The organism is Glaciimonas sp. GG7 (genome assembly GCF_052976905.1).
In genome coordinates this window covers 22,211-48,367 of sequence record NZ_JBRIIQ010000020.1, presented here as the reverse complement: position 1 = coordinate 48,367, position 26,157 = coordinate 22,211, and the positions used below count along the sequence as shown (strand labels likewise).

Below are 26,157 nucleotides of genomic sequence, written 5' to 3'. Positions count from 1 at the left end.
CCGCTGCGATCACGGCTTCACGATCTACCTGACCAGCTGCGAGCCCGACCCAAATACAGCTATCGAAAATCATGCCCATGGATCACGCACCGATTCATCAAAATCTTGCTTGCTATCCATGCGCCAGGCAGCGGCTTGCTCGGGCGATAGTATCGATAACCCCAATCCAGCGAGCGCCTGGTGTGCTGTCATGGTGTGTTCAGGAGGCAAAATTTTGGCAACTATCGTATGGTTACGTTCGATCATCATGGTTTCCCCGCGGCTGACAATCTTATCCAGAATTTCACGGGTATTTCTGGCTAAGTCAGTAGCACTAATCGTTTGCATCACTTCACCTCTGTATTTTATGTATCAATACGTATTGATGCATTTTAAATGCATCAAATTCAAATGGGATTAGACGGACATAATCTGTCTGTTTCCTGATAAACAGCGCTTTCATTTGTTAAAATTTATGCAATAATTTAATGGTCTTTTAAATAACATATTGAATCAGTATTTCAGGTTAATTTTTCATCTATTGCATCAAGCAACCATGCTGAAAATCATCCTCGGAATGTGTATCGGATTGACGCTCATCCTGAGCGTGGGCAACGCTGCCCCCATTTCCCCCATTGCCCCTGTCATCGTGATTCCGCTCACCGGTGCGATCGGTCCGGCCAGCGCAGATTTTGTCGATCGCAATATTCTGCGTGCGCAACAACAGGGCGCGCAATTAATTGTGCTGCGCATCGATACGCCGGGCGGGCTTGATTTGTCGATGCGGCAGATTATTCAGACCATCCTCGCTTCAAAGATCCCAGTGGCAAGTTTTGTGGCTCCCGGCGGCGCACGTGCCGCCAGCGCGGGGACGTATATTCTTTACGCCAGCCATATCGCCGCAATGGCCCCCGGCACCAATCTGGGTGCTGCCAGCCCGGTACAGATAGGTATGCCGGAGCAAGCGCCTGCGCCACCACCGCCAGTGGGGAAAGATAAAGCCGCTTCCACGCCAGGGTTAGCCGCCGACTCCCAAAGCACATTGCGCAGAAAACAAATGCATGACGCCGCCGCCTATATCCGTGGGTTGGCGCAAATGCGGGGCCGTAATGCTGTATGGGCCGAGCGTGCCGTGCGTGAGGCGGTCAGCCTTTCGGCCGATGAGGCGCTGGCGCAGAAAGTGATCGACCTGACAGCGCAAGATGTGCCTGAACTGTTGCGTAAGCTCGATGGTCGTCAGCTCAATACTGCCGATGGTGCGCACGTGTTACATACCGCCAGCGCGCCGATGATGGTCATACAACTTGATGAAAGAACGCGGTTTCTGGCGATCATTACCGACCCGAGTACGGCGCTGATTTTGCTGCTGATCGGTGTCTACGGTTTGATTTTCGAATTCGCCAATCCCGGCCTTGTGCTGCCCGGTGTGACTGGCGCAATTTGTTTGTTGCTGGGTTTGTTTGCGCTGCAAATGTTGCCGGTGAATTACGCCGGGCTGGCGCTGATTTTTTTGGGCATAGGATTTTTGGTCGCTGAGATGTATTTGCCGACTTTTGGCGTCGTGGGGATAGGCGGCATTGTGGCTTTCGGGATCGGCGCGATGATGCTCATCGATACCGACTTGCCGGGCTATGGGATCCCGGTGTCGCTGATTGTGTCGTTGGCGATGATGACCGCACTATTTGTTTTTTTTGTCTCTGGTGCGGTACTGCAATCCCGACGCAGACCGGTTGTCAGCGGTAGCGAAGAGTTGCTCGATAGTGCGGGGGTGATGCTGGGCGATACCGACCACGACGGCGCAGTCTATCAAGGCTGGGCGCGGGTACATAGTGAGCATTGGCGCGTCAATAGCACGGGACCGTTGCACAACGGCCAGAAAATACGGGTGATTGGGCGGACCGGTTTGGTATTGATGGTGCAGCCGGTGGCGATGTCGAAAACGGGAGATGAATGATGATCATGACATTCGGTATCGGATTCACCGGCATGCTGTTTTTGATCGTTGCGGTGCTGTTGATTGCGTCGGTGCGGATTATGCGCGAGTACGAACGTGGCGTGATTTTTATGCTAGGACGTTTCTGGAAAGTCAAAGGACCGGGCTTGGTGCTGCTCATTCCTGGCGTGCAGCAAATGGTCAGGGTCGATTTACGTACGGTCGTTTTTGATGTGCCGCCGCAGGATGTCATTACGCGTGACAACGTCTCTGTAAAAGTAAACGCAGTGGTGTATTTTCGCATCGTAGACCCGGAAAAATCGGTGATTCAGGTCGTCAGGTTTTTCGACGCGACCAGCCAATTGGCGCAGACCACGCTGCGCTCGGTACTGGGCAAGCATGAGCTCGATGAACTGTTATCTGAGCGTGAACGGCTTAATCTCGATATTCAAAAAGTGCTTGATTCGCAAACCGACGCCTGGGGTATCAAAGTCTCGACGGTTGAGATCAAGCACGTCGATATCAACGAAACCATGATCCGCGCGATTGCGCGTCAGGCCGAGGCTGAACGTGAGCGGCGGGCGAAAATTATTCACGCCGAGGGCGAATTGCAAGCCTCGGAAAAACTCCTGCAAGCAGCGCAAATGCTGGCGCAGCAACCGCAAGCGATGCAACTGCGTTATTTGCAGACGCTGACCAACATCGCAGGTGACAAGAACTCGACGATTGTGTTCCCGGTGCCGATGGATATCTTTACTGTGTTGGCGAGTGCAAAAGGACGATTGTCGGAGTAGAGTGATTTCTGAGACCCCTGATTTCTGACACCCCGTTAGCAATGGAGAAATGATGACCTTATTCGCACAAGAATTGGCACATACAGTTGCCGAACTCACGGTATCCGGCAAGGGCATACTTGCCGCTGACGAAAGCACCGGCACGATAGCGAAGCGTTTCACCGCCGTGGGCATCGCCTCCACACAGGAAACCCGGCGCGATTATCGGGAACTGTTATTTTCGACGCCGGGTGTGGGCGCATTTATTAGCGGCGTCATTCTCTATGAAGAAACACTGCACCAGAAAAATACCTTAGGTGTGCCGCTGCCGGAGGTATTGAAGGCGCAAGGCATGCTCACTGGTATCAAGGTCGATAGCGGGACGGTCGCTCTGTCAGGTTTTTCCGGTGAAAAAATCACCCAAGGTCTGGACGGCTTAGCGCTGCGCCTCAATGACTATAAGCAAATGGGGGCGCGCTTTGCAAAGTGGCGGGCGGTGATCGAGATCGGGGGCGGCATCCCGACCCCGCAGGCGATGGCCAGCAACGCTTATGCGCTGGCACGTTACGCCGCGATTTGTCAGAGTCTGGGCGTCGTACCCATAGTCGAGCCAGAAGTTTTGATGGACGGCACCCATACGCTGGCGACTTGCGCCCGTGTGACGCAAGAGGTGCTGCATGCGGTATTTCATGCCTTACACCAGCAGCGCGTCCTGCTGGAATACATGCTGTTGAAGCCGAATATGGTTGTGCCCGGTTCAACCTGTACCGAGCAAGCTTCGCCCGAGTCAATCGCACAGGCCACGCTGACCTGTTTGCGGCGTACGGTGCCCGCAGCGGTTCCCGGGATCAATTTTCTTTCGGGCGGCCAAACCGATATTACTGCGACGGCGCATTTAAATGCGATGAACAGGATGTCAGCATTGCCGTGGAAATTGAGTTTTTCGTATGGTCGCGCGCTTCAAGCGTCGGCAATCAAGGCATGGCGAGGAGAGCTGGCCAATAAGGAAGCTGCGCAACAGGCTCTTTATCTGCGCGCACGCTGCAATAGCGCTGCGGCGGAAGGGCGGTACACGGCGGCGATGGAGGACGACGTATAAACTTACACAAACATCCATGCCTGATGCTGTACTGTTTGCCTATAGCATCATCGGGTGATCTGCCAGTGTCAGACATCGCCTTGGTGGCTATAAACGTTCAGGGCTGGGCCGCGAATACGGCGGGCATTGGCTTAATGAATATACGCAGGAGAAGACGCTCGTATTTCCGCCAGGAGTGTGAGGGGTGGATGCCAGTTGACAGCGGCATCCAATAACGTCGACAAAATGATCTCAGGTAAAACCAGAAGTTGGTTGATCTGTAACGAGATTTTTCACTAGATTTGTCACTAGTTCAGCGGGGACTTTTTTGATAACTCTATGATAAATGGGGCGTATTCGTTTCCGTTTTCATGCACCGTAGGACCTAATTGTTTGAAAGTGAACCCATGCTTGTCATTGACGCTTTTGACGTAATCCGGTTTAGTGATCACGCCGAAGGCCTCAATTTTACGGTCATGGGCGTCCTGAAAGGCCATCTGCGACAGGCGCATAGAGACGCCTTGTTTTCTGACAGATATGGCTGTGGCACCAGAGGCTAGTTCTTCAACGAAACCTTGTCTGACACGCTCAACTATCTTGTTTTTTTCTTCCTGATCGTAGTATTCCAACGCCAGAAAAGGGAGCAAGACTCCGGCGCTTGTGCCGAATATCCGACACAAACTGATGCACTTATTTTCATCAAATGCGGCGAAGGTACGACTGTGTTTAATGTGTTTGATGTAGCTGATTTTTTCGATATTGTCGTACCCATTTTCGCTCCAGACTTCGCGTTGTAGGGCTGCTGCCATTTCTAAGTCATCGTCACTTTTGGTCAAGCTGTAGCGATAAGTTGATCCATCATCAAGTCCGGATGCCATGCGAATATTCAAGATTAATTACCTCTACAAGTTGTAAGTCGGATGTGAAAATTCACCGCAGAACGATAGCACTCTGCTCATAAAATACATCCTGTCAGTGTTCATAGTTGACTGCTACAGTTTTTGTGTGGATTGTTCAGGTATTAACGATGCCAGCCAATGTTCATGTTTAGTGGGCTTTGCCTGAACCGGATTTCTTGCTGCCGCCAGTAATTCAATGGCTGCTACGTAAGGTTATGTTGAGCTTCCGGATTAAATGAACCGTGAGCGAATTTTGATGTCGTAAATGCATAGCCTGTGCAAGGAGGCAATCGTTTCACAACTACATGGAGTCCAGCATGAACCGAAAAATAGTTTTTTCCAGCATCATGGCGATTTCTTTATCTGCAGCAGGATTTGCTTTTGGCCAAAATTCTGGCGATCACAGTGATCATATGCAGCGTCGGGATGAAGGGCGACAATCAGATCGTAAAGGGTTTGAGTATCGTGCACATAACAATGCAGCACGCGGAGAAGAGCGTGGTGCAGGTCCTAACCGTGATTTCCATAGAGGCGACCATCTTCCACCTGAATATCGCAACCGGCAATATGTGGTTGACGACTGGCGTGGCCATCATTTGAACGCTCCGCCGCGTGGTTACCATTGGGTGCAGGTAGGCGGCGATTATGTGTTGGCAGCGATTGGTACGGGGATTATTCTGCAGCTTTTGCTTGATAACAATTGATATAAATGTAGATACCGCAGTGGGGGCTGCATCGGCTGATGCAGCCCCCTATTCATTGAATAATGTATTAATTTATTTTTTTCTTAGCAATTCATAATCGATGTCCTGCTCAGACCTGAGTGGAATCGACTGTTTTAATACCAGCAATGGCGGCACGGTCTCGATTGTCTCGGCGCATACCGCCACCAGATAATCGCTGGCGATTCGAAACTGCCAGAAACGCCAGCGTGCCGGGTCATCATTTTGTACCGGATCAATCGTCAGGTCGATCGCATGTTCACTTGGGAAATGAAAGCTGAACTGCTCCAGCGGTATCGATAAACCCATACCCCGGGCTTTGATGTAAGACTCCTTAAGCGTCCAATAGGCAAAGAACCGTTCTTGTTGGAGCCCGAGCGGTTGCGCTTGCAGGTCAGCGACTTCGACAGGGGCAAAGCTGTATTCAACCACATTGAGTGACATCCCCCTTGTGCAACTATTTTCGGTGTCCAATCCGAGCGCAGCATCGCGTGTAATGCCAATGATGATGAGGTTATCGCTGTGGCTGATGTTGAACGAGAGGTTGTCATACAAACCTGCGCCATTAGCAATGTACGGTTTGCCATAGGCATTGGTGCTAAATATCCATTGCTGAGGCGAAATCGGTGCATACCGCGATAGCACGGTGCGCACCAATGCACGGGTGACCAGATAACGTTGCCTGTCTTTGGGGAAGTAGAAGCGTTGCTGGTGCTGCCGCTCCTGCTCTGAGAGCATGCAGCGATATTCTTCCAGGAGCGCCGCATCAACAATCTCGGCGGGAAATGCACACCATAGATCGATGCGTTGTCGGTGAGCGTGAAGATCAGGTTCGAGATTGCGTTGCGTCATAAGGGGGAGGGCAGGACTTCGTCAATTCGTGTAACTGCAACATGGATGACGTTGAGTATAACGGTCCTGAAATGTTTGAGCGCCCTCCCGATGCGCAATCGCGGTATTAAAAATATATCTCCGTCAATGTCGAGGTGCCGACTCTTTAATCGTTACCTCATATAGGCATTGACTGGACGCGTTGAGTTGCTTCACGTTCAGATCAACCGTGTAGTTCAGTCCCATTTCATCATTGATTGCTCGAATAAAGACAGCGACTACGGGCCATGTAATATGTTTTTCGATGCCCATTGCCAACGCTATTCGATGATAGCGATCGACTCCCTTGACTAGCATGACGACCTTGCCGGGCGTGTATTCCAAAATTTCAAATTGATATTCCGGGTTGCCTGTAAAGATGGCGACGAGGGAGGTTTTTGTAATGCCCTGTGCATTTTTCTCCATATCCGGTTGCTGTACCAGACAGCGTTGTGCAATGGCTTTACCAAGTTCATACACTGTATTGGTAGAGACTTGATCAATGTGATCCATTCCATATAGCAGGCCGATCTGTTTGAGCATGTTGCCGTAAAAGCCGGAAGTGATATTGGAAAGGACCTGGATTAACTCGGTGACATTGGCGGGGTAAAAATCCAGTAATAGCTGCTTGCCATCCATGTCAGGGTGATAGATATCGTTTCCACGAAAAGCGGAGGATTGCATCAATATGTCAGGTAAATCCGGATGATTGTTTGAGGCCATGATGTCACTTTCAGTTAAGAATGGTACAGCTGTTGGGATGGACTTCGGTTACAGAGGACTGATCGCAGTGGTAATGATTTCCAGCAGGCGGGTACGTTGCGGATGCAAGAAAAAATGGTCGCCGGGTAGCGTATGCAGCGTGAAGCTTGCCGATGTCTTGTCATGCCAGCCTTGCATATTCTGCTTGCTGACCATCAAGTCATGAGTGCCGCAAAATGCCACGATGGGGCAAGCCAACGGTTGATTGTCAGCGTATCGGTAGCTTGCAGGAATCGCCAGGTCGGCACGTAAGGTTGGCAGGATCAGTTGCTGCAATACTACGGACTCGGCAAACCCTGCCGGCAGTCCGCCATAGGCGGATAGCGCCGTAATAAATTGTGCATCCGGCAGCGCATTGAGGCGATGGCTGCCGGGGGTGATGTCGGGTGATTGACAGGCGCCGACCAACAGCGATTTCGGTTGACGCAAACCTTGTCGTCTCAGCGCCTGTGTCAATTCAAACGCCACCAGTGCGCCCATGCTGTGCCCGTAAAAGAAAAAATCACGATCCAGCAGTGGTGCAATGGCGGGTAATAATTCTGCTATGAGCGCATCCATTGCGGTTAAGCGTGGTTCGGCGATCCGTTTTTCTCGTCCCGGCAGACACGCGGCGACTATTTCTACAGACGGTAATAATTCCGGCCATTGCCGATAAGTCGATGTCCCCCCACCGGCGAACGGGAATACAAATAAACGCGGTTTGGCTCGGCCATCATTGCTCGATAAGCACGTAAACCAATAATCGGAAGCACTGGGCATCGCTATTTCTTTCTCAATCAAGCGCTCAACATGGTTCAGCGACGTGCATAGATTAATGCCTGGGTTTCGCCAAAGGTCGTAATCGTCACATCCTGCCAAGCTTGTTTGGTCAGTACGCTACGCCATGTTTTTTCGTCGAGTAATGGGCCATGCTGACGTAACGTTGTGTCGTTGTAACGCCACCAGCCATCAGTGAGACCAAACACCAGATCAAGCCATGGTTGTTGCGCAATACATTCCACCAGCAGAAGCACGCCGTTTGGCGTGAGCATGCGGTGCAGTCGATCCAGTGAGGTCTGAAGATCGTCGGTTGTGTGGATGACGTTGGCGGCAATAATGAAATCGAATTGTCGTTGCGGGAACGCTTGTTGGTCAGGGTCGCGTTCAAGGTCGAAGGTTGCAAATGCCATGCACGGCCAGTCGACTAGGGTCTGGCGGGCACGGTGGATAAAAGCAGGGGAAATATCGGTAAATAAATAGGTCGGCGAACTATTGTTGTCGGACGATGACGCTAAATAGGGCAGTATTTTTTGCGTCGTAGTACCGGTTCCTGCGCCGACTTCCAAGATATGCAAGGGGGTGGGATTGTTTAGCGAATTGAGTGTTTGGAGCGTCTGTTTAAACGCCGACTCCAAAGCAGCATGCACACCGTCAGTGCCGGGTGCACAGGCATAAATGGCCGCTACCTCTTCCATCCCATTGCCCGAAAATAATACTTCTGTTCCGGTTTTATCCCCGATTAATACGCGCGATAGCTCTCTGGCACAGCGCATAAATAATGTTGCGCAGTTTGTTGCCGGGAGGCCAATCGGTAAGGTTGCCGTATATCTTTCTAATGCTGTTTCGAGTGCGACGAAGGCGGTATTGCGGCTGGGCAAATAAGCGCTCTCAATCATATTGTTGGTGATCTTCAATACGCCTGCACTGGCAAGATGCGTACAGAGACGTTGCCAAAGTCGGAGCCGCTCCGAGACTACGCCAACTTTGTTGGCAAGTGCATCTACACTTGCGGGAAGTGCAAGCGCGTTATATTCACAGAGTGACGCCAGGGCGTAGGTAAATGCGGCGACGGCATAGTCGTTGAGTGCTGTTTTTGAAGATGGTGCAGAGTGCGACGGGCTTACTGGCTGGTGCGGACGCGGGCGACTCTCTTGCTCAGTGTCGACGATAGGTTGAGATGGGCTATCCATACTGCCGATATGCTGGAGATAAGAAATTTGAGAATCAATCAAAGATTTGAAGGTGTCTAACTGCTGATAAAACAGTGTTGGCCAAGCGTGGTGAGCCTGATGAGCGTGATGATGCGGTATTGTTGATGGTTCTATTTTTGCAGCCGGTATCGAGGGCGGTATGTGTATTCTGGTTTGACCTGCCGTGGCTACAGGAGCAACCGGTGCAGGGGAGATGACAGTAGTTGCCGGGGCGCTCTTTTTTTCAGCTTGATCGATTAAAACAGACAATGCTTTTAGTGTATTTTGTTCGCCGAACAATTGCTGCACCGTGATCTTGACGCCAAACTGTTCTTCGATTGCGCGTGACATTTCTATGAGCACCAACGAGTCAGCACCAAGATCAAGAAAGCTGCGTGATGTATCGAGTGAATCTGGCGCAAGTTTTAGTATTTTGCCCAGAATCATTTTCAGTCTGTCTTCCGTATTGCCGCTTGCTCCAATATCTTGTCGCGCACCGGAGACGGCAGCCTTAGCTGCTGTAGGAACGGGCGCAACCCATCCCGGTTCCTGATCGAGCCAATACGATTGCAGCGCAAACGGATAGGCGGGCAATAGGTCTGGCATCGATTGTTCAGCGCCATAAATTGCCGACCATTTGAGTGTAAAGCCGAGTGTGTGGAGCGCTGCAAAGACTATTTGCGCGGTATGCCATTCCTCGCCTCCTGCTGCCATTGCGACGCTGACGCCTTGGTCCTGGGCGATCTTGTCGAGGAAGGGTTTGAGTACTTTGCCGCCCAGTTCTATCATCACCGTGTACCCTTCGGCCAGTGCTTCATCGGCACAGGCCTTGAATTGCACTGGAGCACGCATGTGCTGCGCCCAATGGTTGGCGTCGCATACCGTGACTCTTGCTCCGTCTGCATTGCCGAGCAATGGGACACGCGGTGGATGGCTGACAATAGTCATGGCGTTTTGTGCCAGTTGCGCTGCGGCCTCTGTCATTAGCGATGAATGAAATGCCTTAGCCACCGATAAGGGGATAGCGAGAATACTGTTATCCCGACACGCCGCGCTGAACTTCTCCAGCGCCAATAACGCGCCGGTGACAGTCACATCTTCGGGTGAGTTGACGGCGGCGAGTTCGACTTCCGGAGCGTATTGTGCGATCAGCGCATGCACCGTCTGGGCTGATGCGCGCACGGCCAGCATGCCGCCATCTGGTGCGGCATCCATCGCCTGGCCCCGTTGATGGATCAGATAGAGTGTGTCGTCCAGACTCAATGCGCCAGCGACGTGCGCGGCGACATATTCGCCCAGGCTGTGACCGAAGACGCAATCTGGTGTCAGCCCGCATTCGGCTAGCCATGCAGCTAACGCTATTTCACAGACGGCAATCATCAATTGCGCGTCCGCGGTATGCATGATCCTGGCGTTGACCTGGTCTGCTGTTAATGCGCCATTGAAAAGTGCGCAGATCGCACCTTTGGAAATCCCGCAACGTGCATTAAGAAGATCATCGCATTCCTCAATTTTTTCCTGAAAACAGGTAGGCGTGCATACCATTTCGCCCCCATTTCTGCTTGCTGTATGCCTTGTCCACTAAAAACGAATGCCAATCGTGGTGGTCTGTGCACGGGGGTAATATTGCCAATTGGGGTCAACAGGGATGCAATCATGTCGCTGGCATCCCTGCCAACCACCGCCGCCCGATACGGTAAGGCGGAGCGATATTGGGCCGCTGCCACGGCAAAAGCCTGCCATTGATCAGGATTTGATTTCAGGCGTTGTGCGCAGGCCTTGCGCAAAGCGTTAAGGGCCTCGGCTGATGCGGCGGCTAGTGGTAGTACGCGAGGGCCATTGGTGAAGAAGGACATGTCGGATATATCAGGCGTTCTGGCCCGTTGCAAAATCACGTGGGCGTTGGTGCCGCCAAAGCCCATGGAGGTCATGCCGCCATACTCCATGGCAACATATTCTGACGACCCGGACGTAAATTTGAGTCCCTTGGCATCCGGGAAAATGGGATTGAGGGCTCGCAATCCGGCAATCGGCGGGGCCAATTGCTCACGCAAACAGAGCACAACTTTGATCAAGCTGGCAAGGCCTGCTGTGGCTTCGAGATGGCCAATGTTGGCTTTCACCGCACCGACTCGGCACGGGATGTCGCGTTGGCTGCCATATACATCGGCAAGCGCACTATATTCGATGGCGTCACCAAGCACCGTCCCGGTACCATGCGCCTCGACATAACTGACTGCGTCGGCAGAAATACCTGCATGGGCTAAGGCTGCGCGCATGACGTCGCGCTGTGCTTCGCCGTTAGGTGCAGTCAAGCCGAAGCTGCGGCCATCCTGATTAATCGCCGTTCCTGTAATCGAGGCCAATACCCGACTTTGGCGCAGGCGGGCAATCTCAGCACGGGTGAGAATGACCGCCGCCACGCCTTCGCTGCGGACATAGCCATCGGCTGCCGTATCGAAGCTATGACATTTCCCAGTGGGCGATAACATGCCCGCTTTTTTGAACAGATTGCTAAAGAGCGGGCTGAGGATGAGATTGACGCCAGCGACAACGGCCATGTCGCAATCACCGCGGTCCAGACTTTGTACCGCTTGGTGTATTGCCACCAGAGAGGACGAGCAAGCGGTATCGATGACCAGACTTGGGCCGCGCAGATTGAAGCAATACGATATTCGGCTCGCAGCAATACTGGTTGCCAGTCCTGCGCCTGCATGACCGTCCAGAGGGATGCCTTGATGCGCGCACAAGGTTGCGTAGTCAGTCGAGCAGAGCGCGACAAAAACACCGGTACGGGAACCGTCAATCATCTCGCGCGTGAGTCCTGCGTGTTCGATGGCATGCCAGGTGGTTTGTAATAGCAAACGCTGTTGCGGATCTATTTGTTCAGCTTCACGCGGAGAGATGTTGAAGAAGGCGGGATCAAACTTGTCGATATCGTCGAGGTAGCCGCCATACGTGCGGCCGTCAGTATCATTGCCGGGATTGCATCCCAAACGCTGTAACAGTGCTTGTCGCTCAGGTGGCATTGTCCCCACCGTGCATGCACCGGACTTGATGAGCGTCCAATAACTGGAAAGGTCAGCTGCGCCAGGAACGCGGCAGGCCATACCGATGATCGCAATATTTTCGTTGTCTGCTTCCGGTTGGGTTGACATTGGGCGGTCGTTAGTCGATGTGCGCATTGTGCTGATAAGGAGAGCAATATGCTCAGCTAATGCCATGACCGTTGGATAGTCATAGGCAGTACCTGGTGGCAGATCGGGCAGGCTGAATCGATGGGCTATTTCGCCACTGAGCATGACCACGGTGATGGAATCAAGCCCATAGCCGCTTAAGGGCAGGTGGTCGTGGATTGCGGAGGGGTCTAGTCCACTAATGTTGGCGATCCAGGATATCAACCATAGTCGAATAGGCTTTTCATCCGTGGGCTCATCGGGATTGATAGCATTCGCTGCAACCGGCGTTTTGGATTCGGCAGCATCTAGCGTTCGTGCCAACTCCGGCCCGATCCATTGGGCTTTGACCGCGAGGGACCCGGTAAGAAACTGCTGTCTTGCGCGCGCGCGTTGGACCTTTCCGCTGGTGGTTCTTGGTAACGTTCCGGGCGCAATCAGGATGATTGCTTCCAATTGCAGGCCGCAGTTTTCGGCAACGACTTTACGCAGAACCGCAAAAATTTCATCGCTGTTCTGGCTGCGTTTAAAGTGTCTTGATACCTCGATAATGGCTGCGACGGCTTCTCGTTCGTTGGCCTGAACTGCAAATACGATAGCTGAACCCTGACGTATTTCGGGATGCGCGGCTTCAAGAGTGCTTTCAATATCCTGGGGGTAATGGCACTGGCCTCTGATGATGAGAATGTCTTTGATGCGCCCGGTGACGAATAACTGTCCGTCATGCAAAAAACCGAGGTCGCCGGTGCGCATATAGCTGCGGGATGGGGCCTCTTGCGCAATATTGAACCCAAAAATCTCGGCTGTTTTTTCGGCCTGGTGCCAGTACCCGAGCGCGACTGCGTGATTTGCAACCCAAATTTCTCCGACCGTATCCGGTGTCGCGATGGTATTACTGTGCGGCTCGACGATGGCCAGCGTCGTATCGGCCAATGCAGAGCCCGAACTACAGAGTGCGATGGCATGTGCTGTATGCGGATCGCAATACACAATTTTTCCATCGGATAATGCCGGACTGTCTACATAGACAACTTGCGGGCTTTGCCGTCCGTTGCGTGAGGGTGTCGTACTACCGTGATGTGTCGCCGTCACAATACAGCTTGCCTCAGCAAGACCCCAGCACGGATTGAATACACATTTGTCGAAGCCAACGGGCGTAAAGCGCTCGGTAAAGTCCGCCATCGTTTTCGCTCGTACGGGTTCGCCGCCGTTGAGCGCACTGACCCAGCATGAGAGGTCGAGCAGCGATAATTGGCTATCGGAGACGCTTTTACGGGCGCTGTCATAGGCGAAATTAGGTGCTGCAGTGTGGGTGATGCGGAAATGGCTGATGGCCTCGATCCAACGTGCCGGTTGCTGTGCGAAAACCGGCCCCGGCATCACATAGCAACTGACGTCTGCATACACCGGCGTGAGTAGCCCGTAGATCAATCCAAGATCATGAAACGGTGGCAGCCAGGTGAGTATTTTTGCGTCAGGAGCGTGCACCATCCCTTGCTCGAAGTAATCCATGTTCGACAGTAAGTTGCCATGCGTGAGCATCACGCCTTTGGGGGCGGATGTGGAGCCGGATGTGTATTGCAGCATGGCGATATCGTCGCGGATACCAACGACAGAAAAATCTGTTGTATCGGATGCGATGTCCTCAACCGCACACCATGTGAGATGTGAAAGTATCTGTTGCTCATGCGTTAAAGACTGCACGGCTTGTTTTATTGCGCGGGTGGTAAAGATGATGTGTGGTGTTGCCGATGCAATGATGTCCTTGATTTTCTCCAGGGTTTCCTGCAACCGTGAAAGGCGCGGGGGCGTTAGCGGAACAGCTATTCGGCCAGCACAGACGCATCCCCAAAATGCATAAACAAACTCAGGACATTGCGGAAACAATAAGGCGACTCGGCCTGCCGGTTCAGTGTTTGTCGTCAGATACGCGCTGACAGAACACACTTGCTTTTGTAATTCTGCATAAGTGATCGTGGTGTCAATCTTGTCGGCATCGCGTAAGAAAGAGTAAATAACCTTCTTCGGCGTGACAGACGTACGACTTTGCAATAGCGATGCGAGATTTTGGAAGCTATGTGGGTTCTGCTCAGATGGCATAAGCATGTCCAATCGAATAGTTGATAGTTGAAAGAGAGTTTTGGAATAAGAAATTTCTGCATTTTGATGCGAGTTTAATCTGTTGGTAATTGCAATAAAGAAACTTTATTAGTGCAACTATTCGGTCTCCGATGGACTGAAATTTTATTTTTAAAGAGCGTAGTATCTTTCCCATTAAGTAAACACACGCTCCCCTCTGTATTCCCACTTGAGATTGTTATGACGAATAAAAAATATTCTCTGATCGCTGAATTTTTATTTACATCCTCCGCCCGGTGTGGACGTCTGGGACTGGCATGGAATTAATTTCTTTCCCACAGCAATGTAAAGTCTTGATCATTGGAGGCTCTGGAGCGATTGGTTCGGCGTTCGTGGAGGTGCTGGCGTCGAGTGGACGTTGCGCTCTGATAGCGTCGCTTCATCGGCATTCGCAACCGCCGATCGATTTTGATCAGGAGGGCAGCATTGTCGAGGCTGCTGAAAAGCTTGCCAGTAAAGGCCCATTCAATTTGATTATCAATGCATCAGGCGTGCTGCACAGTGCGCAATTTATGCCGGAAAAAAAGCTCGCAGATGTGCAATACAGCCAAATGATGGCGACGTTTCAGGCCAATGCTTTTGGACCTGCAATGATCATCCGGCATTTCTCGAAGTTGTTGGACAGCGAGAGAGGTGTGATGGTGATGCTCTCTGCCAAGGTGGGAAGTATTGAAGATAACCGTCTGGGAGGGTGGTACAGCTACCGCGCCTCCAAAGCGGCGTTGAACATGTTCGTCAAAACCGCTGCTATCGAAATCAAAAGAACCAAACCAAACGCGGTCTTGATCGCGTTGCATCCCGGTACTGTCAATTCACGACTATCTGAGCCTTTTCGCGGCGCGCAGATTGGCCGCACGCCGGAAGCTGCCGCCAGAGATATGCTGGCTGTCATCGATCAACTGACTGCGGCCGATACCGGGCAATTTGTCTCCTACAACGGTGACAGGCTGCCCTGGTAGCGGAATTGGTTGCTGGGTATCAAGTCAACAGCAGCGGCATGCCAGGGTCGCCTTTGTGCATCGCCCTTTGGTATTGCTCGCGCTGGCTAATCCGACCAAGGTAGGCTTTGATATGCGTATACGGTGCGAGATCGAGCGGCATGAAGTAGCGCATGGTCGTGAGCGAAAAGACCATCATGATATCGGCTGATGTGAATTCCTGACCGGCCAAAAATTGCGCCTCGCCGAGCCGGGCTTCGATTAAATTCAGTACCAGATCTAAGCGGCCTTTGGTTCCCACCAGAGTCGGATTATCAGCCGCCAGATTGAGCCGACGCATGAGCATGTTGCGCCCCATATTCGGTTGTAGATTGGCGTTTGCGAAGTGGAGCCAGTAGAGGTATTGCGCAAATTCTGGATGTGTAGAGCTGAGCGCCAGACGACCGCCGCCGTGTTTTGCGATGATGTATTCCATGATAGCGCCCGACTCGGCGAGAACGAGATCGCCGTCAGTGATCACGGGTGCTGCGCCCAATGGGTGAAGCGCCTTGAGTTCTGGCGGGGAAAGCATGGTGACAGGATCGCGAACGTAGTGTTTCAGGGCGTAGGGGATGCCAAGTTCTTCGCAGAGCCAGATGATCCGTTCTGATTGTGATTTGCCGAGATGGTGAATGGTTAGCATTTTTTTAGATCCTTGTTGAAATCGTTGAGTGTACTAGCTTCTCGAATTTGACAAGAATTTGCGCATATTGCGATAATTGCATTATGCAATATATGGATATTTTGGTAACGTTCGTGTTGCGCTGTTGTTGACGCCATTGCTCGGCGGACATCGGCAAGATGTCGGATTGGAAAAATGCCTGGAATCCCGGAAAGTCAAACTAAAATTGACGCATTCAAACCCTATGCACTGCAGCAATATTCCGCCATAAGGGGAATATTGCGCAGACATCACAGTCCTTATTGTGAGGCACTTCCGCTGGCACTACTAGCTGGGGCTGTCGTGTAAGGTGCTGAGGTTGGAGGCGCCATCGTATTTGGTGGTGTAGCCGCCGGAGGTGTGACTATGACGGTTGGTGATGCTGGTGTCGGTGCTTCTTGTGTCACAGGCGGCGGGGATTCTTCAACTTTCTTGCACCCACTCAGGATCGTGCTGGCGATAGCCGCAGTGATCAATACACGTTTGATTAACATATGAACTCCATCAAATGGTTAAGGTATGTTTAACGGTTTACTTATATATATTTACGTATAAAAGTAAGCCTATCCCGACTTCGCAGCCCACGTATTTTGTCATGGTCTTTTGATAATCTTAGATGATATAAATTGATTTTCAAGCTGTTGTTGCATGAACGTGAGGATGCATTGATGTAACGTATTCATCACGTCGGCGCGACTGCAATCGATGGTGTTGCCGTCAATCCCTGCGCTTGCAATGCAGCCCTTTCTTGCAGCAAACTACTTTTCTCTTCGCGTAGTCGATCTAATTTGACTTCCGCTTCAGCGATCTGCTCTGTCAGCATCGATTTTTCCTTTTCTTCCACGGCATACCGTGTGCGTGTTTCATGCAGCGTTTGTTGGGTTGCGTCTAGCGCTTGTTTTAGTTCGGTGCGATCGGCTGTCAACTGTTGCACTTGATAGGTCAGTTGGCTATGTTCATTGCTTAGAAGCGCGGCTTGCTGGCGTTCAAGATGGCGGGTTTCTTGTAGCTGTTGTATTTCCTGGCGTAGTGCAGGGAGTTGGGCTAGCTGCGTTTCTAATTGCGTTTTTTGCTGGATTAATACGGATTGCTGATCGCTGCATTGGCGTCGGCTGGTTGCCAATTCTTGCTCTGTGCGGATCAATCGTTGCTCAAATTCTCTCCGCTCTTGAGCGCGTTGTGTCGTGCTGGCTTCTTGATAGTGCTCGAACTGCGTACGGGCGTAGGCGAGTTGTTGGTTGATGGTTGCAATTTCCGATGCGCGATCCGTTAGCCGATGTTGCAAGCCGGTATTTTCAGCCTGAGCCGTAGCGATCGTTAAGTTCAGTGCACGTTGCTCGGCGCGTAATTGCTCGAACACCTGCTGCGCGCGTTCGGCCTCTTCCGTCAATTGCGCATTAGTGTGCGCAGCAATGACGTTTTCTTCGTGATGACGTTGTAAGGTTTCGGCCATGCTGTTGAGTTCGTTTTGATGCGCCTCTTGCGCTTGCAAGATTCTTTGCTCGACATCGACTTGCAGATTTTCATACACGACTTTCATCGCATCGATCAGGGTTGTTGGAATCCCAACATCCACACTCCCTATATTTTCCTGATACTCCACCCGCCATCGCTTTAGAAGTGGCGCGATGGTGCTTTTGCTACCGGTGCTGCCTAACTCCTGGCGCACGCTATCGACAGTCGGATTTTTGCCCTCAGCGACCAATTTGGCGGCTGCATTTGTAACATCGCTGTACAAGATACCAATTCTTCCCATTTTTAATCCTAAAATATCATATTACGTAATATGTAATATTACCTTATATTTGATATTTTTAATAACTGAATATTTCTATTTATAACCTGCGATAATGTATGTTATCGAATGTTATGCTTCGGATAGTTCGATATCGCTGTGTAACGTCCATTACAGGGACGATTCAAGGCGAAATGAGCCATTCTTGATCGCTCTCGATGCTAATCAATTTAATAAAAGATGGGCTATATGCAGATTCGTGTTCCCCGTGATCAGAGGGATCATCCACTCGCTGATGAAGTGGCTTCTGGCGCTACATCCGTAGAGTTGTGGCAACAGCAACACCGAGAGTTTCTGGCGGCTGCAACGTCGGACAACACGCGTCGCACCTATCGCTCGGCGATTCGTCACTATTTGGAATGGGGTGGTGTTTTGCCTGCGGACGAGACGATCGTTTTGCGTTACTTGCTGACGTATTCCGAATTGCTCAATCCCCGTACGTTGGCGTTACGTTTGACGGCGATGTCGCAATGGCATATTCAGCAAAACTTTCCTGATCCGGCGACGACGCCGACTGTACGCAAAACATTGCTGGGGATTCAACGCAAGAATGGCCAGCCGCCTGTCAAAGCAAAGGCATTGCCGGTAGAGGATATGGCGATCATTGTGTTGGCGTTGCAGCAAGTCGGGACATTGAAAGCGATCCGCGACAGTGCCTTGCTGCAAATTGCTTATTTCGGGGCATACCGGCGCAGTGAGGTAGTGCGGCTGCAGGTCGAGCATATTGCCTGGGAGCCGGAAGGGGTGTTGCTGACGCTGCCGCGCTCCAAGACAGATCAGAAAGGGGAGGGAATGACTAAAGCGATTCCCTTCGGGGATCAAACTTGCTGTCCGCCGAGCGCGTTGCGCGCGTGGTTGAGGGCTGGCGATATTACGTCCGGAGCGGTATTTAAAGGCATCACCAAATGGGGTGACATTTCAGATGATGCGATGCATGAGGCCAGTCTGAATAGCATTTTGATCGCTGCTGCAACTTTGGCGGGTTTGCCGTATTCGTCCCAACTCAGTAGCCATAGCTTGCGGCGCGGATTGGCGACCAGCGCCTATCGAGCGGGTGCGCGCTTTCAGGATATTAAGCGCCAGGGCGGCTGGCGGCATGATGGAACGGTACAGGGCTATATCGAAGAGGCGGGGCGTTTTGATGAGAATGCAGCGGGGCATTTATTGCGTAAATTGAAGTAGGGTACGACTGTTTGCGATGTATTGAGTCGGCTAAAGTTGGTGAGGGAGGCGCTACTCAGTGTTACCTCCCTCTGCCAACTACTTGATTGTGGCTAGCGAATGACGAAGTTGGTTGGCGAAACCGCAAAAAATACATTGTCCAGGCACTTTATTTTGAGGCGTGCTTTCGATGTACTTTCATTTAGTCGCGGCATGCTGATCCGGGCGGCACCATTGTTAGGCACCGCTTCTGCCAATGGTCGCGTTAAATAGGTATATCCCCCATCAACAGACAAATCAATTCGCACTTTATTGCAAGAAATGGGTGCCTTATCGGTTTTTGCGACATCCCATCTGATGACTTGTTTTGAGCCACCCTTGAACCCCACAATTTTGTTGGGCCTGGTGACGGCAAAAGGACGGCCCGTATTGAGGACATTGATGGTTGTATCGGCACTGGCTGTCGTTGCTTGCGTGTCGAGATTGTCGCGTGCCGTCAGGCGAAATGTGAGGGTGCGATTGGTGACGGGATAAACTTCTCCATTGCCCAACGGTTCGTCACCGAGTACGGCCGCCATTCTTGGGAATACCCGCTCACCGCTGGTGTTGGGTAAATACGAACGGAAAATCGGTCCTTTGCCGTCGTCTCTTAATACTGTTCTTCCGGGATGGGCGTCAAACTGTTCCCAGCTATAGGTTAAGACTGCGTCAACGTTCCCGCTCGCCTCTCCATTTAAGACGAACGGTGTGTTGGCTGGAATCGTGAGTGTCCTGAAGCCTCCGCCAGGCATCGATTCAGGGTCTATCCATGGCGCATCGTTGGTGTTGATACGTTTGACGGCGCATGATCCGCCTTTGCCGGAAATCCATGCATGTACTTGATCTATGCTGGACGCATGAAAATAGGGATCTGAATGGTTTTGCAGATTTTCAGTGTCGTCGCATAAGCCTGCATAGGCCATGATGGTGGAGCCGCTGCCGGGTTCAATTGCTGATGCCGGCAGAGTGCTCATATACGGAAAAGTACCAATTCCACCCCCGCAGCTATTATGGGTATGCCAGGCACCGAACTGATGTCCCAGTTCATGCGCTACAAAATCGACATAAAACGGATCGCCGACAGGATTATCCCGGCCCGTCGTGCCGGCCGCTTTATTGTTGAGGTCCAAGGTATTGACGCAGGTGCTGCCGAGTCGCCCTACGATGCCACCGTCACCAATGCTGACGACATGGCCGACATCGAAATTGGCCTGTCCTATTACCTTGTTTAAATTGGCGACATTTTGTTCCAGTATGTCGCCGTCCTGATAGGGGTCAGTTGCGAGATCGGTATAGATGATTTTGTCATTATCGGCAATCAGGGTCAGATGGACGCCGAAATCTCTTTCGTAAATCTCATTGATGCGATTGAGCATATGGCTGACTGCCGCCAGGCCCCCTGCAACGGTACCGCCAAATCTCGCTGTATAGTCGCTGGTCGCCGCGATGGCAATACGATAATCGCGACGTACATTGCCGGTAATGGCTCTTGCTTTGATGTTGTTTTTTTCAGCATCTGAATGTGGATGTGAGTGTTGCGGTGCTTGGGTCGAATTTAAGATTTTTTCCTTGAATGGTTCTTTTGTGGCGGGTAATGCATTGCGACGAAAGCTCCAGTATTGATCGCCGCTCGCCTTGGCGTAATTCACACCGCCACCCAATGTTTCCGCTGGTTGTACCAACCATGCGCCTTTTGGATCGAACACCATTGCTTTCATTCCTTGCGCAGAGATGTCCAGTCGCAGATTACGTCCTTGTCCGTCACTTCCTTTAAAGCTACGGATATCCGGATATTTCTGGGCTAACTGAGGCGGTATAGTGCCTGAATCGGTAATGAGAAATTCAGTGAAGCCTCCTTCTGGTAGTGGCATTGCTAACGTTGCGGTCGGATTCTTTACCTTTTGTCCTCTGCTATTGGCGTCTGAGCGCGCAACGCCAATAGTGTCTAATTCTGTTTTCAGGTCAGCAAAATCAAGCGTTAATGTACGTAACTGGCTTGGTTGTTTTAGCGCTGTTTTTTCGGAATGCTTAGGCGGATACGGTAGATCTTGCCAAAACGCTTCTGAATTGGCAGCAAACGCCGATGAGGCAAATAGACTTGTTAGCAACAATCCTGAGTAGCGGAGAGTTCGGGGGGTAACAATTTCAATCATGGTTAAATCCTATGGTTGGTCTGCATTCATCAAATTGTGCGCAAGTAAAGCAATGCCTGTAGGCAACGCGCGATGAAGGTGATCATAGGTAGTTTGAATAGTTCGTAACCGATCCTGCGATGAGCGCTATTTGCAAGTCGGCTTGAGATTGTTTAAGTCGATATCAAATAGGGCTAAATGTGTGAGATTTTTTATATTGTTTTGGATGGCGCAATCGAAATTTGATCCTGACAACTATGGCATAATCTAAGGCTGATTTCACTGCTTAGCGCGTCCTTGTGCGCGATTGATCATGCTAAAAACGCTCTATGACAAATTATGGGAATCCCACGTTGTCCACACTGAACAAGATGGCACGGCGATTCTTTATATCGATCGACATCTATTACACGAAGTAACTAGCCCACAGGCTTTCGATGGCCTGAAGCTGGCAGGGCGCATGCCTTGGCGCGTTCCGGCCAATCTGGTCGTGGCCGATCACAACGTTCCTACCACCAATCGCGCGCATGGCATTGTTGACCCGGTTTCACGCCTGCAGGTTGAAACATTGGATGCGAACGCCAAGGAATATGGCCTGACTTATTTCGGCATGAACGATTTACGTCAAGGGATCGTGCATGTGATTGGACCAGAACAAGGCGCGACATTACCCGGCATGACGGTAGTTTGCGGCGATTCGCATACGTCAACGCACGGTGCCTTCGGTTGTCTGGCCCATGGCATTGGTACTTCTGAGGTCGAGCACGTACTTGCAACCCAGACGTTATTAACCAAAAAATCCAAATCCATGCTGGTCCAGGTTGACGGCCAGATTCCCAATGGCGTGACTGCAAAGGACCTTGTATTGGCAGTTATCGGTCAAATCGGGACCGCCGGCGGTACTGGGTATGCGATTGAATTCGGTGGTTCAGCCATTCGTTCGCTGTCGATGGAAGGTCGGATGACAGTGTGCAACATGGCCATTGAGGCCGGTGCGCGTGCTGGCATGATCGCGGTGGATGACACCACGATCAACTACGTTAAGGGCCGTCCATTATCGCCCGTCGGACCGCATTGGGAGCGCGCTGTCAGTTACTGGCGTACTTTGCATACAGACGCTGGTGCCAGGTTTGATCTGGTGGTTACTCTAAATGCTGCTGACGTTAAACCGCAAGTTACTTGGGGTACCTCACCCGAAATGGTCGTCGCGATTGATGGTCGTGTGCCAGACCCTGACAAGGAAAAAGATCCTACTAAGCGGGATGGCATGGAAAAAGCGTTGGCTTACATGGCTTTGAAACCAAACACGCCGATGGCAGATATCCGTATCGACAAAGTATTTATAGGCTCATGCACAAACTCACGCATAGAAGATTTGCGCGCAGCAGCGGTAGTCGTTCGCGGCAAATTCCGCGCCTCAAATGTGAAGTTGGCGATGGTCGTGCCAGGTTCCGGGCTGGTGAAGGAGCAGGCTGAGCGTGAAGGTCTGGATAAGATTTTTAAAGATGCCGGTTTTGAATGGCGTGAGCCGGGTTGCTCAATGTGCTTAGCGATGAATGCCGATCGTCTTGATCCTGGCGAACGTTGTGCCTCTACCTCGAATCGTAATTTTGAAGGTCGTCAGGGCGCAGGTGGTCGTACCCACCTGGTCAGTCCAGCCATGGCAGCGGCAGCAGGTATCGCTGGTCATTTCGTGGATGTGCGCACTTTTTAATCTTTTACATTTTTAAATATGAAAAAAATCATTACTTTCTGCATTCTTGCTGTGGCCGCTACTTTGATCGCCGGATGCAATACGATGCATGGCTTCGGCAAGGATGTGGAGCATGTGGGTGAAAAAATTCAGGGAAAGTAGACGTATTCGTTAGCAATTGCGCTAGCAGCCGATTCCTCCTGAGTCCGACGGGTTGCTAGTGTGCAAATGTCCTTATTTTTGGAATAAATGTCATGAATAAATTTACCGTATTAGATGGTTTGGTCGCGCCGCTGGATCGCGCCAATGTCGATACCGACGCCATTATCCCGAAGCAATTTCTAAAATCTATTCTACGTACCGGATTCGGGCCGAATCTGTTTGATGAGTGGCGCTATCTGAATCACGGTGAGCCAGGCATGGATAACGCCAAACGTCCGCTCAACCCCGATTTTGTGTTGAATCAGGCGCGCTATCAAGGTGCCTCAATTCTATTGACGCGTAAGAATTTTGGATGCGGCTCATCCCGCGAGCATGCACCGTGGGCGCTGGATCAATACGGTTTTCGGGTGGTTATTGCGCCTAGTTTTGCCGATATCTTCTTTAATAACTGCTATAAGAACGGCTTGCTACCGATCGTCTTGCCAGAAGCGCAGATGGATAGTTTGTTTGACGAAGTGAAGGCTTTTCCCGGCTTTCGTCTGACTATCGATTTGGAAAAACAAATTGTAACGACTGGCAGTGGCAGTGTGAGCTATCCGTTTGAAGTAGGTGAATTCCGTAAATATTGCTTGCTCAATGGCCTTGATGATATTGGTTTGACGCTGCGTCAGGCTGACAAAATTCGCGAATTCGAAGATCGCCATCTATTTGAACAACCTTGGTTGGCAAATACGATTTAATATTTTTAATGCTTTGTAGCCGGTGCGGTACCGCCGTCCTGCAAAGCATTGATTGCGTTGTAAAATCCACACTCCTTCGTGGTGAGCAAGCATTTCAACGACTTTTTGAACTTACCTCATATAAAACATGAAAATTGCAATTCTGCCAGGCGATGGCATCGGTCCAGAAATTATTGCGCAAGCAGTCAACGTACTCAATGCGCTTGACGAGCAATTTACATTGGAAACGGCCGCTGTAGGCGGAGCTGGTTATGCCGCGCATGGCCATCCCCTGCCAGACGCGACACTTAAGCTGGCAAAAGAAGCGGATGCGATTTTATTCGGCGCAGTCGGCGATTATCAATACGATTCATTAGAACGGTCGTTACGTCCTGAGCAGGCGATACTTGGCTTGCGTAAAAATTTGGGACTGTTTGCTAACTTACGCCCGGCGATTCTGTACCCGGAGTTGGCTGGCGCGTCGACACTGAAGCCGGAAGTTGTATCCGGCCTGGATATTCTGATTATTCGGGAATTGACCGGTGATATCTATTTTGGACAGCCGCGCGGTGTGCGTACTGCCCCTGATGGCGCGTTTAAGGGGGAGCGCGAAGGCTTTGATACGATGCGTTACGCCGAAACTGAAATTCGTCGCATCGCCCACGTAGCGTTCCAGACTGCGCAAAAGCGCGACAAGCGTTTGACCAGTGTTGATAAAGCAAATGTGCTCGAAACTTTTCAATTTTGGCGCGACATTGTCACTGATGTTCACAAGGAATATCCAGATGTCGCGTTGGAGCATATGTATGTCGACAACGCGGCGATGCAATTGGTGCGTGCGCCGAAAAAATTCGATGTGATCGTCACTGGCAATATGTTTGGTGACATTTTGTCGGATGCCGCAGCAATGTTGACCGGTTCAATTGGGATGTTGCCATCCGCATCGTTAGATGCTAACAACAAAGGTTTGTATGAGCCTTCGCATGGCTCAGCGCCAGATATCGCAGGCAAAGGCATTGCCAATCCTTTAGCAACCATTCTGTCAGCTGCGATGATGTTGCGGTTCTCTCTGAATAAGGCCGAGCAGGCAGATCGAATAGAGGTTGCGGTCAAGAAAGTCCTTGCTCAAGGCTTGCGCACCAGTGATATTTATGAGGCTGGCACTACAAAGGTAAGTACCAGTGAAATGGGGCAGGCAGTGGTCAGGGCGCTGGCTTAATTTTGTGCAAATTAAGACAATAAATTGTTGTGAACATGTTTAGGAAATGATGATGAAATTAGTTGGTTTAGTCGGTTGGCGTGGCATGGTGGGTTCAGTTCTGATGCAGCGTATGCAGGAAGAGGGCGATTTCGCCCACATAGAACCGGTATTTTTTTCAACTTCAAATGCTGGTGGAACTGCGCCAGGATTGGCAAAAAATGAAACAACGTTAAAAGATGCCAACGATATTGAAGCGTTGAAAAAATGCGACATCATTATTACCTGTCAGGGCGGCGATTATACTGGCGAGATTTTCCCGAAATTGCGTGCTGCTGGCTGGACTGGTTATTGGATTGATGCAGCATCGACCTTGCGCATGGAGGACGATGCAATCATTGTGCTCGATCCCGTTAATTTGGATGTTATTAAGAATGGTCTGACGCGTGGAGTAAAAAACTACGTAGGCGGCAACTGTACGGTTTCTTGCATGATGATGGGGCTGGGCGGATTATTTCAGCATGATTTGATTGAGTGGATGACCTCGATGACCTATCAGGCAGCATCCGGTGGCGGTGCGCAGCATATGCGCGAATTACTAACCCAGTTCGGCGCCATCAATGCTGAAGTCAAGTCGCTACTTGATAATCCAGCAGCTGCAATCCTTGAAATCGATCGAAAAGTATTGGCAAAGCAGCATAGTTTTTCCGCGGATGAAACCAAGCAATTTGGCGTACCTCTTGCAGGCAATCTGATTCCTTGGATCGATAAGGACTTGGGTAATGGTCAGTCCAAAGAAGAATGGAAAGCTGGCGCAGAAACCAACAAAATTCTTGGGCGCGGCGAAGGATTTAGCAGTGATAAAAAACCTATTCCGGTGGATGGTCTTTGTATCCGCGTCGGTGCTATGCGCTGCCACTCACAAGCACTCACGATCAAGCTTAAAAAAGACGTCCCGCTTGATGAGATCAATGACATCATCTCAAGTAACAACCAATGGGTAAAGTTGGTTCCTAATAACCGTGAAGCATCCATGCGCGAGCTCACACCCGCAGCGGTGACCGGTAGTTTGACGATCCCGGTTGGTCGTTTACGTAAGTTAGAGATGGGTGGCGATTATCTATCTGGATTTACTGTCGGTGACCAATTACTATGGGGTGCTGCAGAGCCGTTGCGCCGCATGTTGCGTATTATTCTGGATAAGTAAATTAACTTAATTGTGAAAATATTCGTCATGCGTCATGTATTGCGACTAATATTTATCCAAAAAATGATGTTTTCAGGCAAGACCAATAAACTAGTCACAAACTGACATATTTTTAATGATATTGTCTCGTCGC

At 50.9% G+C, this 26,157-nt stretch carries 22 protein-coding genes; 11 read left to right on the top strand and 11 right to left on the bottom strand.

Annotated elements, in window-relative coordinates; all coding sequences use genetic code 11:
* Positions 1 to 69: 69 nt before the first annotated feature.
* Positions 70 to 327 carry a type II toxin-antitoxin system Phd/YefM family antitoxin gene (locus tag ACVBEF_RS07345; protein ID WP_447123285.1) on the bottom strand — a complete coding sequence of 86 codons (258 nt, stop codon included), beginning with the start codon at positions 325 to 327 and terminating at the stop codon, positions 70 to 72.
* A gap of 208 nt (positions 328 to 535) precedes the next feature.
* On the opposite strand from ACVBEF_RS07345, the gene ACVBEF_RS07340 reads away from it, so the two are divergent.
* Genes ACVBEF_RS07340 through ACVBEF_RS07330 form a run of 3 tightly spaced genes read left to right on the top strand, consistent with a single transcriptional unit; the run spans position 536 to position 3,784 of the window.
* Entirely contained in the window at positions 536 to 1,933 is a 1,398-nt protein-coding gene (locus ACVBEF_RS07340) for an NfeD family protein (RefSeq protein ID WP_447123284.1), read from the top strand.
* Between the two features lie 5 nt (positions 1,934 to 1,938).
* Positions 1,939 to 2,706, top strand: a complete 768-nt coding sequence (locus ACVBEF_RS07335) for a slipin family protein (protein WP_447123294.1) — start codon at positions 1,939 to 1,941, stop codon at positions 2,704 to 2,706.
* A 52-nt stretch (positions 2,707 to 2,758) separates the two neighbouring features.
* Positions 2,759 to 3,784 carry a class I fructose-bisphosphate aldolase gene (locus ACVBEF_RS07330; protein ID WP_447123283.1) on the top strand — a complete coding sequence of 342 codons (1,026 nt, stop codon included), beginning with the start codon at positions 2,759 to 2,761 and terminating at the stop codon, positions 3,782 to 3,784.
* Between the two features lie 287 nt (positions 3,785 to 4,071).
* Here ACVBEF_RS07330 and ACVBEF_RS07325 read toward each other — a convergent pair whose 3' ends face one another.
* A complete protein-coding gene (locus tag ACVBEF_RS07325; protein ID WP_447123282.1) occupies positions 4,072 to 4,653 on the bottom strand; it encodes a hypothetical protein in 582 nt (193 codons plus the stop codon).
* A gap of 326 nt (positions 4,654 to 4,979) precedes the next feature.
* Here ACVBEF_RS07325 and ACVBEF_RS07320 point away from each other — a divergent pair, with 326 nt between their 5' ends.
* Complete coding sequence (locus ACVBEF_RS07320; protein WP_447123281.1) at positions 4,980 to 5,366, top strand: RcnB family protein; 387 nt, start codon at positions 4,980 to 4,982, stop codon at positions 5,364 to 5,366.
* Between the two features lie 72 nt (positions 5,367 to 5,438).
* Here ACVBEF_RS07320 and ACVBEF_RS07315 read toward each other — a convergent pair whose 3' ends face one another.
* From ACVBEF_RS07315 to ACVBEF_RS07295, 5 genes are all read right to left on the bottom strand, one after another.
* The gene (locus ACVBEF_RS07315; protein WP_447123280.1) at positions 5,439 to 6,236 is read right to left on the bottom strand and encodes a 4'-phosphopantetheinyl transferase family protein; all 798 of its coding nucleotides are present in this window, start codon (positions 6,234 to 6,236) and stop codon (positions 5,439 to 5,441) included.
* Between the two features lie 123 nt (positions 6,237 to 6,359).
* Positions 6,360 to 6,977 (bottom strand): hypothetical protein, encoded by a 618-nt coding sequence (locus ACVBEF_RS07310; RefSeq protein ID WP_447123279.1) that lies wholly within the window; start codon positions 6,975 to 6,977, stop codon positions 6,360 to 6,362.
* 48 nt (positions 6,978 to 7,025) lie between these two features.
* Complete coding sequence (locus ACVBEF_RS07305) at positions 7,026 to 7,775, bottom strand: thioesterase II family protein (RefSeq protein ID WP_447123278.1); 750 nt, start codon at positions 7,773 to 7,775, stop codon at positions 7,026 to 7,028.
* Positions 7,776 to 7,810: 35 nt separating this feature from the next.
* Positions 7,811 to 10,510 carry an SAM-dependent methyltransferase gene (locus ACVBEF_RS07300; protein ID WP_447123277.1) on the bottom strand — a complete coding sequence of 900 codons (2,700 nt, stop codon included), beginning with the start codon at positions 10,508 to 10,510 and terminating at the stop codon, positions 7,811 to 7,813.
* Positions 10,396 to 14,247 carry a beta-ketoacyl synthase N-terminal-like domain-containing protein gene (locus tag ACVBEF_RS07295; protein ID WP_447123276.1) on the bottom strand — a complete coding sequence of 1,284 codons (3,852 nt, stop codon included), beginning with the start codon at positions 14,245 to 14,247 and terminating at the stop codon, positions 10,396 to 10,398. The genes ACVBEF_RS07300 and ACVBEF_RS07295 overlap by 115 nt, the downstream gene beginning before the upstream one ends.
* 290 nt (positions 14,248 to 14,537) lie before the next feature.
* Between ACVBEF_RS07295 and ACVBEF_RS07290 the strand changes: the two genes are divergently transcribed.
* The gene (locus ACVBEF_RS07290) at positions 14,538 to 15,239 is read left to right on the top strand and encodes an SDR family NAD(P)-dependent oxidoreductase (protein WP_447123275.1); all 702 of its coding nucleotides are present in this window, start codon (positions 14,538 to 14,540) and stop codon (positions 15,237 to 15,239) included.
* A 19-nt stretch (positions 15,240 to 15,258) separates the two neighbouring features.
* Here the strand turns inward: ACVBEF_RS07290 and ACVBEF_RS07285 are convergent, their stop codons facing one another.
* The 3 genes from ACVBEF_RS07285 to ACVBEF_RS07275 form a co-directional block, all read right to left on the bottom strand.
* A complete protein-coding gene (locus ACVBEF_RS07285) occupies positions 15,259 to 15,900 on the bottom strand; it encodes a glutathione S-transferase family protein (RefSeq protein WP_447123274.1) in 642 nt (213 codons plus the stop codon).
* 278 nt (positions 15,901 to 16,178) lie between these two features.
* The gene (locus tag ACVBEF_RS07280) at positions 16,179 to 16,412 is read right to left on the bottom strand and encodes a hypothetical protein (protein ID WP_447123273.1); all 234 of its coding nucleotides are present in this window, start codon (positions 16,410 to 16,412) and stop codon (positions 16,179 to 16,181) included.
* 188 nt (positions 16,413 to 16,600) lie between these two features.
* Positions 16,601 to 17,674 carry a DNA-binding protein gene (locus ACVBEF_RS07275; protein WP_447123272.1) on the bottom strand — a complete coding sequence of 358 codons (1,074 nt, stop codon included), beginning with the start codon at positions 17,672 to 17,674 and terminating at the stop codon, positions 16,601 to 16,603.
* A 228-nt stretch (positions 17,675 to 17,902) separates the two neighbouring features.
* On the opposite strand from ACVBEF_RS07275, the gene ACVBEF_RS07270 reads away from it, so the two are divergent.
* Positions 17,903 to 18,895, top strand: coding sequence for a tyrosine-type recombinase/integrase (locus tag ACVBEF_RS07270; RefSeq protein WP_447123271.1), 993 nt, complete (start codon positions 17,903 to 17,905; stop codon positions 18,893 to 18,895).
* Between the two features lie 92 nt (positions 18,896 to 18,987).
* Here ACVBEF_RS07270 and ACVBEF_RS07265 read toward each other — a convergent pair whose 3' ends face one another.
* Positions 18,988 to 21,066, bottom strand: coding sequence for a reprolysin-like metallopeptidase (locus ACVBEF_RS07265; RefSeq protein ID WP_447123270.1), 2,079 nt, complete (start codon positions 21,064 to 21,066; stop codon positions 18,988 to 18,990).
* A gap of 292 nt (positions 21,067 to 21,358) precedes the next feature.
* On the opposite strand from ACVBEF_RS07265, the gene leuC reads away from it, so the two are divergent.
* The 5 genes from leuC to asd all read left to right on the top strand — a co-directional run bounded on the left by leuC (position 21,359) and on the right by asd (position 26,024).
* Positions 21,359 to 22,759 (top strand): 3-isopropylmalate dehydratase large subunit, encoded by a 1,401-nt coding sequence (gene leuC, locus ACVBEF_RS07260; protein ID WP_447123269.1) that lies wholly within the window; start codon positions 21,359 to 21,361, stop codon positions 22,757 to 22,759.
* Positions 22,760 to 22,777: 18 nt separating this feature from the next.
* Positions 22,778 to 22,900: an entericidin A/B family lipoprotein gene (locus ACVBEF_RS07255; protein WP_447123268.1), complete on the top strand. Its 123-nt coding sequence runs from the start codon at positions 22,778 to 22,780 to the stop codon at positions 22,898 to 22,900.
* 92 nt (positions 22,901 to 22,992) lie between these two features.
* Complete coding sequence (gene leuD / locus ACVBEF_RS07250; RefSeq protein ID WP_447123267.1) at positions 22,993 to 23,640, top strand: 3-isopropylmalate dehydratase small subunit; 648 nt, start codon at positions 22,993 to 22,995, stop codon at positions 23,638 to 23,640.
* A 127-nt stretch (positions 23,641 to 23,767) separates the two neighbouring features.
* Positions 23,768 to 24,838 carry a 3-isopropylmalate dehydrogenase gene (leuB, locus tag ACVBEF_RS07245; protein WP_447123266.1) on the top strand — a complete coding sequence of 357 codons (1,071 nt, stop codon included), beginning with the start codon at positions 23,768 to 23,770 and terminating at the stop codon, positions 24,836 to 24,838.
* Positions 24,839 to 24,890: 52 nt separating this feature from the next.
* On the top strand, positions 24,891 to 26,024 hold the full coding sequence (asd, locus tag ACVBEF_RS07240; protein WP_447123265.1) for an aspartate-semialdehyde dehydrogenase: 1,134 nt from the start codon (positions 24,891 to 24,893) through the stop codon (positions 26,022 to 26,024).
* Positions 26,025 to 26,157 lie beyond the last annotated feature (133 nt).